This is a genomic window from Streptomyces sp. SID5910, assembly GCF_009862125.1.
Classification (GTDB): Bacteria; Actinomycetota; Actinomycetes; order Streptomycetales; family Streptomycetaceae; genus Streptomyces.
Genome location: NZ_WWHX01000504.1, coordinates 1 through 8,399 on the forward strand (window position 1 = coordinate 1; position 8,399 = coordinate 8,399).

6 protein-coding genes and 1 pseudogene are annotated in these 8,399 nt (G+C 76.1%); 5 read left to right on the forward strand and 2 right to left on the reverse strand.

Going from position 1 to position 8,399, the window contains the following annotated elements:
- From GTW67_RS18090 to GTW67_RS18100, 3 genes and pseudogenes are all read left to right on the forward strand, one after another.
- Positions 1–492: pseudogene (locus GTW67_RS18090) on the forward strand (FHA domain-containing protein); the annotation flags it as partial.
- 191 nt (positions 493–683) lie between these two features.
- Positions 684–2,009, forward strand: coding sequence for a M14 family zinc carboxypeptidase (locus GTW67_RS18095; protein ID WP_161165865.1), 1,326 nt, complete (start codon positions 684–686; stop codon positions 2,007–2,009).
- Positions 2,006–2,497: an SSI family serine proteinase inhibitor gene (locus GTW67_RS18100; RefSeq protein WP_161165866.1), complete on the forward strand. Its 492-nt coding sequence runs from the start codon at positions 2,006–2,008 to the stop codon at positions 2,495–2,497. Before GTW67_RS18095 ends, GTW67_RS18100 begins: the two co-directional genes overlap by 4 nt.
- A 61-nt stretch (positions 2,498–2,558) precedes the next feature.
- On the opposite strand, the gene lpdA is transcribed toward GTW67_RS18100, so the two are convergent.
- On the reverse strand, positions 2,559–3,962 hold the full coding sequence (gene lpdA, locus GTW67_RS18105) for a dihydrolipoyl dehydrogenase (protein WP_161165867.1): 1,404 nt from the start codon (positions 3,960–3,962) through the stop codon (positions 2,559–2,561).
- 108 nt (positions 3,963–4,070) lie between these two features.
- Between lpdA and GTW67_RS18110 the strand changes: the two genes are divergently transcribed.
- Positions 4,071–5,066 (forward strand): LysR family transcriptional regulator, encoded by a 996-nt coding sequence (locus tag GTW67_RS18110; protein WP_161165868.1) that lies wholly within the window; start codon positions 4,071–4,073, stop codon positions 5,064–5,066.
- Here the strand turns inward: GTW67_RS18110 and treY are convergent.
- The gene (gene treY / locus GTW67_RS18115; protein WP_161165869.1) at positions 5,046–7,442 is read right to left on the reverse strand and encodes a malto-oligosyltrehalose synthase; all 2,397 of its coding nucleotides are present in this window, start codon (positions 7,440–7,442) and stop codon (positions 5,046–5,048) included. The genes GTW67_RS18110 and treY overlap by 21 nt on opposite strands.
- Before the next feature lie 81 nt (positions 7,443–7,523).
- Between treY and GTW67_RS18120 the strand changes: the two genes are divergently transcribed.
- On the forward strand, positions 7,524–8,399 hold an 876-nt coding region (locus GTW67_RS18120; RefSeq protein WP_346010683.1), incomplete at its 3' end, for an MFS transporter.

The following is an 8,399-nucleotide window of genomic DNA, read 5'->3' on the forward strand; positions in this document are numbered from 1 at the left end:
TAGGCGCTGAAGGTGCTCCGGGACGGCGTCGCCCTGGGCCGCCTGTCGCACGACACCTTCGTGCGCCGCATGGAACTGGCGCTGGCCGCCCACCACTCCCACGAACTCGCCGCGCTCACCGCCGACCTGCCCACGGAGGGCAGGGTCTCGCGCGTGGTGTTCGGCACCGTCGAGGCCGTGTCCGGCTTCGGCGTCCGGCTGCGCCGGGCCTGGCAGGCCGAGCGGCTGCCCAAGCTGCTGCTGCCGCACCCCGGCACCGGCCATCCGCTGCGCATAGGGCGCGACCCGGCGAACGGGCTGCGGCTGACGCACGAGACGGTCTCCCGCGTGCACGCCGAACTCGTCCGCCAGGGCGGCATGTGGGTGCTGCGCGACCTCGGCTCGACCAACGGCACCACGGTGAACGGACGGCGGGTCATCGGCGCCGCCGTGGTCCGCGAGGGCGACCAGATCGGCTTCGGCCAGATGGCGTTCCGCCTCGCCGTCGACTGACCCCCCGCACAGCTCTGGCCTGGGCTTCACCCCGTGTCGTGCGTCGTCTCGTGGCCCGAATCCCTTTGCTCTTCCTGGTGTTGACGTACCCATGAAGTCGTGACTGACTGTGCGTACACCGCGCACGTCAGGTGAACCGACGGCTCCCATCGTGGAGGTGTGCCCTGCCGCCCCTCCTGCGCTACCCGACCGTGGACGAGCTGGGCGCCCGGGCCGCCGCACTCGTCGCCCGCCACCCCCGGGACGCCCGGCTGCGCCGCGTCGGCACCTCCCGGGAGGGCACGCCCCTGCTGCTGCTCTCCGTCGGACACGGCACCCGCCAGGCCCTCGTCGTCGCCGGACCCCACGCCAACGAGCCCGTCGGCGGCGCCACCGTGCTGCGGCTGGCCGAACGGACCCTCGCCGACCCGCGGCTCACCGAGGGCGCCGACGCCACCTGGAACCTGCTGCTGTGCGCCGACCCCGACGGCCTGCGCCGCAACGAGGGCTGGCTCTCCGGCCCGTACACCCTCGGCCGCTACGCGCGGAACTTCTTCCGGCCCGGCTTCCTGGAGCAACCCGAGTGGCTGCCCGACGGCCCCGACCACGCCGTGCTGCCGGAGACCCGCACCCTGCTCGCGCTCCAGGACGAACTGCGGCCCTTCCTGCACTGCTCCCTGCACGGCGTCGACGTCGGCGGCGGCTTCGCCGAACTGACCCACGACCTGCCCGGCCTCGCCCAGCGCATGGCCCACACCGCGAGCCGCCTCGGCATCCCCCGTGAGCTCGGCTCCTACGACACCCTGTACTGGCCCGGCCTCGGCCCCGCCCTCTACCGGATACCGCCGCCCCGCTACGGCGACCTGACCCAGGCCATCACCGAGGCCGCCGTCGACTCGACCTGGTCCCACCCCCGGCGGTACGACACCGTCACCGCGGTCGTCGAGGCGCCCATGTGGGGCGTGGCGGCCGTCGAGGACGACTCACCGCCCGCCGACCGGGACGCGGTGCTGCGCTCCGTGAGCCGCACCCTGCGCCGCGACACCCGCCGGCTGCACCGCCTCCTCGCCCGGCTCCGGCCGTACACCGTGGGCAGCCCCGACGCGGCCCGCCTGCTCGCGCCGGTCGACGACTACCTGCTGGTCTGCCCCCGCCTCGCCGACGCCTGGGACCCCGACGCCGACGACGGGACGGGCCGTCCGCTGCCGCCGATGAGCACCGCCCACCTGGTCGCCCTGCGCATCGCCGGCCGGCGTCTCGCCCTGCGCACGGCGGGCCTGCTGCACCAGCTGGTGACCCGGAGCGGAAACGATCCGGCAGGCGTACTGCCGGAGCTGGACCGGCTCGTCGACGAGTGGTGCGCCGACTACCGCGACGGCTGCGCGGCCCACTGGATACCGGTCGCCCGCCAGGTCGAGTACCAGACCCGCGTCGTGCTCGCCGCCTTCGAACTGGCCGGGCGGCGCACGAGCGCGGTCTCCCGTTCGGGTGAGCCGGGCTGGGGCTCCGCGCCCGCCGTGCCGATGCACCGGGAATGACCCACATCATCACGGCCGCGGCGGCCCGGACGGGCCTCCTCCTGACCGCCGCCCTCCTCGCCCTCGGCGCGGCCCCCGCGACGGCGACCGGACAGCCGGAGCCCGGGAACGACTGGCTCCAGGTCACGGTCACCCGCGGCGACGCCACCACCGGCACCCCCCGTCGCGCCATGCTCCGGTGCGACCCGCCCCGGGGCCACGCCCGCGCGGCCGAGGCGTGCGCGGAGCTGGCCGCGGCGGACGGCGACCTCGGCCGCATCCCGCTGCGGGACACGTACTGCCCGATGGTCTACGCCCCGGTGACCGCCGAGGCCCGGGGGCAGTGGCGCGGACGGGCGGTGGAGTACACGCGGACCTTCCCCAGCATCTGCGTCATGACGGCACGGACGGGAGCGGTCTTCGCCCTGGACGACGATGCCGTAGAGGGCCCGCGGGACGAGCCACGGGACGGTGCGCGGGGCGGCGTGCGGGGCGGCGTGCGGGGGTGAGCCGGGCGGGCCGGTGGCCGGGCGCCCGGTGACCGGGAGGCCGGTGGCCGGCGGGCCGCCGTCACTGCTGGTGCAGCCCGCGGCCCGCCAGGGTCAGGAACGCCTCGCCGACCGCCTCCGACAGGGTGGGGTGGGCGTGGACGTGCCGGGCCACGTCGGCGGGCTCGGCGTCCCAGCCGACGATCAACTGGCTCTCGGCGATCATCTCCGAGACGTGCGGGCCGACCAGATGCACCCCGAGCACCCGCCCGCCGCCCGCCTCGGCGACGACCTTCACCATCCCGCCCTGCCCGTGCACCATCCCCTTGGCCACGGCCGTCAGCGGCATCACGTTGACCGCCGGCTCATGGCCACGCGCGCGTGCCTCCGCCTCGCTCAGCCCCACGGCGGCGGTCCCCGGTGCCGAGTACGTCACCCGGGGCACGGCCGCGTAGTCCACCGGCGCGGACGGCACGCCCGCCAGCGTCTCGGCCACCAGCAGGCCCTCCGCGAAGGACGCGTGGGCCAGCCCGGGCGACGGCGGCGGCAGCAGGTCGCCCACCACGTGGACCCCGGGCACGGCCGTCTCCAGCCGGTCCCAGTCCGCCGGTACGACATGGCCGCGCCCGTCGGTGCCGAGGCCCGCCGCGCCCAGGTCCAGCCCGTCGGTGACCGGTACGCGGCCGACGGCCACCAGGAGCCGCTCGGCGTGCACGGCGACGGTCTCGCCCCGCGCCGTGCGCACCCGGGCGCGGACGCCGTCGCCCAGGATTTCGGCGTCCAGCAGCCGCGCACCCGCCCGGACGTCGACGCCCCGCTTCCTCAGACCCCGGGTCAGATGGCGGCTCACGTCCGCGTCCTCCAGCGGCACGATCCGGTCGGCGGCCTCCACGAGGGTGACCTCCGCGCCCATCGAACGGTGGAACGAGGCGTACTCGACGCCGATCGCGCCACCGCCCAGGACCAGCACGGACGCCGGGAGCCCGGGCGCGAACAGCGCGTCGTCGCTCGTCACCACGCGCCGTCCGTCCGGGTCGAGCCCCGGGAGCGTGCGCGGGCGTGAACCGGTGGCCAGCACAATGCCGCGGCGCGCGGTGAGGGCGGGGCCGCCGTCCACGCGTACCGAGCGCGGTCCCGTGAGCCGCGCGCTGCCCCGCAGCACCGTCACGCCCGCGTGCGCGAGATGCGCCTCCACGCCCCGGTGGTTGCGCGCCACGATGTCGTCGCGGGTGGCGACCAGCGCCGGCCAGTCGACACCGTCCAGGCTCGCCTTCACGCCCCAGCGCTCCCGCGCCTCGGCGATGCCGTCCACCAGTTCGGCGGCGTGCAGCATGGCCTTGCTCGGGACGCAGCCGCGGTGCAGGCACGTTCCGCCGACCTTGTCGCGTTCGACCAGGGCGACGTCGAGCCCCAGGGCCGCGGCACGCAGCGCGGTGCTGTAACCGCCGGTGCCGCCGCCGATGACGATCACGTCGTGTGTGTTCATGTCCCCAGCCTCCGCCCGGCACTTGCCATGAGTCCAAGGCAATGTTCTTGTGGCTTCGATGCAGGACGTTCATGGCGGCGTGCGGTGCGGGCCGGGGGAGGAGCGGGGATGAGTCTGCGTCAGATGGAGTACTTCATGGCCGTGGTCGACGAGGCGTCGTTCACCCGGGCGGCCGAGACCCTGCACGTCACGCAGTCCGCCCTGTCCCACCAGATCAAGGCCCTGGAGAGGTCGGTCGGCGGCGCCCTCCTGGAGCGCATGCCGCGCGGGGTGCGCCTGACGCCGATGGGCCGCGCCTTCCGGCCGCACGCGGAACTCGCCGTCCGCAGCGCCGCCCAGGCCCGCCGCGCGGCCCGCGCCGCCGCCGGGGCCGAGGGCGGGGAGCTGCACGTCGCGGCCGTGCACTCGATCGCCGTCGGCGTCCTGCCCGGCGTCTTCGCCCGCTGGCGCGCCGCGCACCCCGGCGTCCTGCTGCACCTCCACGAGTACGCGACGACCGAGGCGCTGGAGGAGGAGGTCCAGCGCGGCACGGCCGACCTCGCCGTCGGACCGGCGCCCCGCGACTGGCCCGGCACCGTCGTCCCGGTCGGGGAGGAGGAGATCGTCCTGGTGGTGCCCTTCGACGACCGCTTCGCGGGCCGTACGACGGTGACGCTGCCGGAACTCGCGGACCGGCCCTGGGTGCGGTGCGCCATGGAGCCCGTGGTCGAGGGCGAGCGCTTCCTCGACCTGGTGTGCGGACGGGCGGGGTTCCGGCCGCACACCGCCGTCTTCACCGAGCACACGTCGACGGCCGTGCGGATGGCCGCCGCCGGCGTCGGGGTGTGCACGGCGCCGTCGCACATCGTGGGCGGGGCGGTCGGCGAGGACTGCGTGGTCCTGACGCCCGACCCGCCGTGGCGGCGGCCGATGACGGTCTTCTCCCGCGTCCCCCCGACCGGCGCCGCCGAGGCCTTCGTCGACGTGCTCCGCTCGACGTGGCCGGCCTCGGGCGCCGCTGGGGGACGGGCGCAGGCGGACGTCTGCGAGGCGATGGGTGCGGTGGCGGGCCGGCTCCCGCGGGAGCCGGCCGGTGTGGGCCCGTCAGCCCGTCTGCGTGGGTGAGTCTGTCCGTTCCAGCAGCGCCACCGGCAGGTTCGTGAGCAGGTCCTCCACGCGTGCGTGGCCCTCGAACTCGCGGCCGGGGGCCAACGCGTCGGACCAGCGGCCCGGTGGCAGCGTGAGCGTCGTCCCGCGCCAGCCGCCCGACTCCGCCAGCCGCAGGGACAGCCGCGTCACGGCCGTCAGGACCCGGCCGGAGCGGACGAACGCCACGCAGTGCGCCGCCGCGGGACCGTCGGCGGGCAGCGCCTCGTACGTCGCCGTGTCGCCGAACGCCTCGGGCCGCCGCGCCCGCAGCGCCAGCGCCGCCCGGGTCACCGCGTCCTTGTCCCCCGGCGCGGCGGGCGGGAAGTCCGCGGGGCGCCGGTTGTCGGGGTCCACCAGCGCCCGGTACTCGCCCTCGGTGCCCTGGTAGAGGTCCGGCACGCCCGGCATCGTGAGGTGGGTCAGGGCCGTGCCGAGGACGTTGGCCCGGATGTGCGGCTCCAGCGCGGCCCGGAAGGCGGCCACCCGCTCGCCGGGCGCGCCGCACGGCCCCTTCGCCACGAACCGGGCCACCGCCTCCTCGTACGCCGGCTCCTGCTCGGTCCAGCTGGTGTACATGCCCGCCTCGCGCACATGCTTCAGCAGCGCCTCCTCCACGCGCCCCGCGTCCGCCGGCCCCAGCCCGAACACCGTCTGCCAGGCCGCCCACGCCAACTGCCCGTCCGGCACCCCCTCGCCGCCGGTGACCTCCGCCAGCACCTCCGCCCAGCGCTCCGGGCACTCGGTGAGCACCGCCAGCGCGGCACGTACGTCGGCGCTGCGCTTGGTGTCGTGGGTCGACACGACCGTGCCCGTGGTGGGCCAGTCGCGCTGCACGCGCGCGCAGTACGCGTGGAACAGCTCCGGCGACACCGCCGGGGAGCCCGGGTTCCCGCCCACCTCGGTCGCCGACAGCAGCGGCACATAGCGGTAGAACGCCGTGTCCTCGACCGACTTGGCGCGCAGCGCCGACGCCGTCTGGGCGAACCGCGTCCGGAACTCCACGTGGTCCGGCCCGTCACCGAACCGTCCCAGCAGCAGGCCCCGCACCACGTCCACCGCGCCGGCCTCCTCCGGCACCGCGAACGCGTGCCGGGCCTCGGCCGCCGCCTCCTCGGTGACGACCGACGCCGCGTCCACCGACGTGTAGGGCCGGTACACCTCCATCCGGACCAGCAGCTCGCGCAGCGCGGTGCGCAGCGCCCACGGCGCCCGGTCGCGCAGCGCGGCGTCCGGTGAGGCGACGCACAGCCGGTGCGCCACCCGGGTCAGCCGGTCCGTCTCGGTGGCCAGCTCGTGCGTGAGCACCTTGTACGCCGCCCGCCGCACCGTGGCCGCCCAGTCCCCGCCCCGGTCCGGCTCCGGCGCGGCGAACGCCCGGTACCGGCCGAGGAGTTCCCCGTACCCCGTCGGGTCGGTGAAGAGCCCGTCGACGTGCCGCAGGGCGTCGTAGCCGGTCGTTCCCGCGACGGGCCAGGCCGCGGGCAGCCGCTCCCCGTCCGCGAGGATCTTCTCCACGACCGTCCACCGGCCGCCGCTCGCCTCGTGGAGCCGCGCCAGATAGGTGTCGGGGTCGGCGAGGCCGTCGGGGTGGTCGACGCGCAGCCCGTCGACGACGCCCTCGCCCAGCAGCCGCAGGATCGTGCCGTGCGTCGCCTCGAACACCTCCGGGTCCTCCACCCGCACCCCGATCAGCTCGGAGATGCTGAAGAAGCGCCGGTAGTTCAGCTCCGTGCGGGCCAGCCGCCACCACACGGGCCGGTACCACTGCGCGTCCAGGAGCTGCGGCAGCGGCAGGTCCCCGGTGCCCTCGCGCAGCGGGAAGACGTGGTCGTGGTAGCGCAGCACGTCGCCGTCGGCCCGCAGCTGCTCCAGCACCTCGCCGACGGGCGCGCCGAGCACCGGCAGCAGCACCTGGCCGCCCTGCGCCTCCCAGTCGATGTCGAACCACCGCGCGTACGGCGACTTCGGCCCCTCCCGCAGCACCTCCCACAGGGCGCGGTTGTGTCGCGGGGACATCGCCATGTGGTTCGGCACGATGTCCACGACCAGCCCGAGACCGTGCTCCCGCGCGGTGCGGGCCAGGTCCCGCAGCCCGTCCTCGCCGCCCAGTTCCTCGCGCACCCGCCCGGGGTCGACCACGTCGTAGCCGTGCAGCGAGCCCGGGACGGCCTCCAGCACGGGGGACAGGTGCAGATGGGTCACGCCGAGCGAGGCGAGGTACGGCACGGCCGCCGCCGCGGCCGCGAACGGGAACCCGGGCTGCAACTGCACCCGGTACGTGGCGAGGGGAGCGGAGTGGGCGGACGGGGCCGGGAGGGACGTGGGCACCGGGTCGGGTCGCTCAGGTGTCATGGAAAGCTACGTACCCGCCTCGCCGCCTTTCGTGTCATCAGCCCATCCCCGGGCACACGCGCGCGTGGCTAGCGTCGAGCGATGGCCAGCACACGGAGCACGGCGGACATGGGGCGGCGCAACCGCACACTGCGGACGTACCGGGAGGTCGTGGGGCTGTCCGGCCCCCTGCTGCCGGTCGTGTCCTTCCTGGGGCGGCTGCCGACGGCCACCATCCAGTTCGGCAGCGTCCTGCTCGTCGCCCGCACCAGCGGCTCGCTGGCCGCCGCCGGACTGACCGGCGGTGCGCTCGCCGTCGGACAGGTGGCGTGCGGCCCGCTGGTGGGGCGGCTCGCGGACCGGCGCGGCCAGCGCACGGTCGTCCTCGTCTTCAGCGCGGTCAACGCCCTGGCGATCGCCGCGCTCGTGGCCGGCGCGCTCGCCGGGCTGCCGACGCCCGTGCTGGCCGCCCTCGGCGCGGTGGCGGGCGCCAGCGTGCCGCTGATCGGTCCGCTGGCCCGGGTCCGGCTGGTGGCCCTCGCCCGGCGCGCGGACGCCCCGGAGCCGACCGTGGGCGCCGCCCTGTCCTTCGAGAGCACTCTCGACGAGATCTCCTTCGTGCTCGGCCCGGCCCTGGTCGGCGTGGCGGCGGTACTGGCCCATCCGGCCCACGCCCTGGGCGCCGCCGCGCTGCTGGTGGCCGGGTGCGGCTCGGCGTTCGCGCTGCACCCGACGGCCCGGGTGACGGGCGGCGCCGCGCTTCCCGAGCCGGACGCCCCGCCCGCGCGTGCCCGCGTCCGCATGCCCCGCTCCGTGTACGCCCTGTACGCCTCCCTCGCCCTCCAGGGCGCGATGTTCGGGGCGTGCCAGGCGGGCATCACCGCGTTCACCGAGCGGCTCGGCGAGGGCGACCAGGCCGGTCTGGTGTACGCCGCCATGGGGGTGATGAGCGCGGTCGCGGGGCTCTCCATGGCCGCC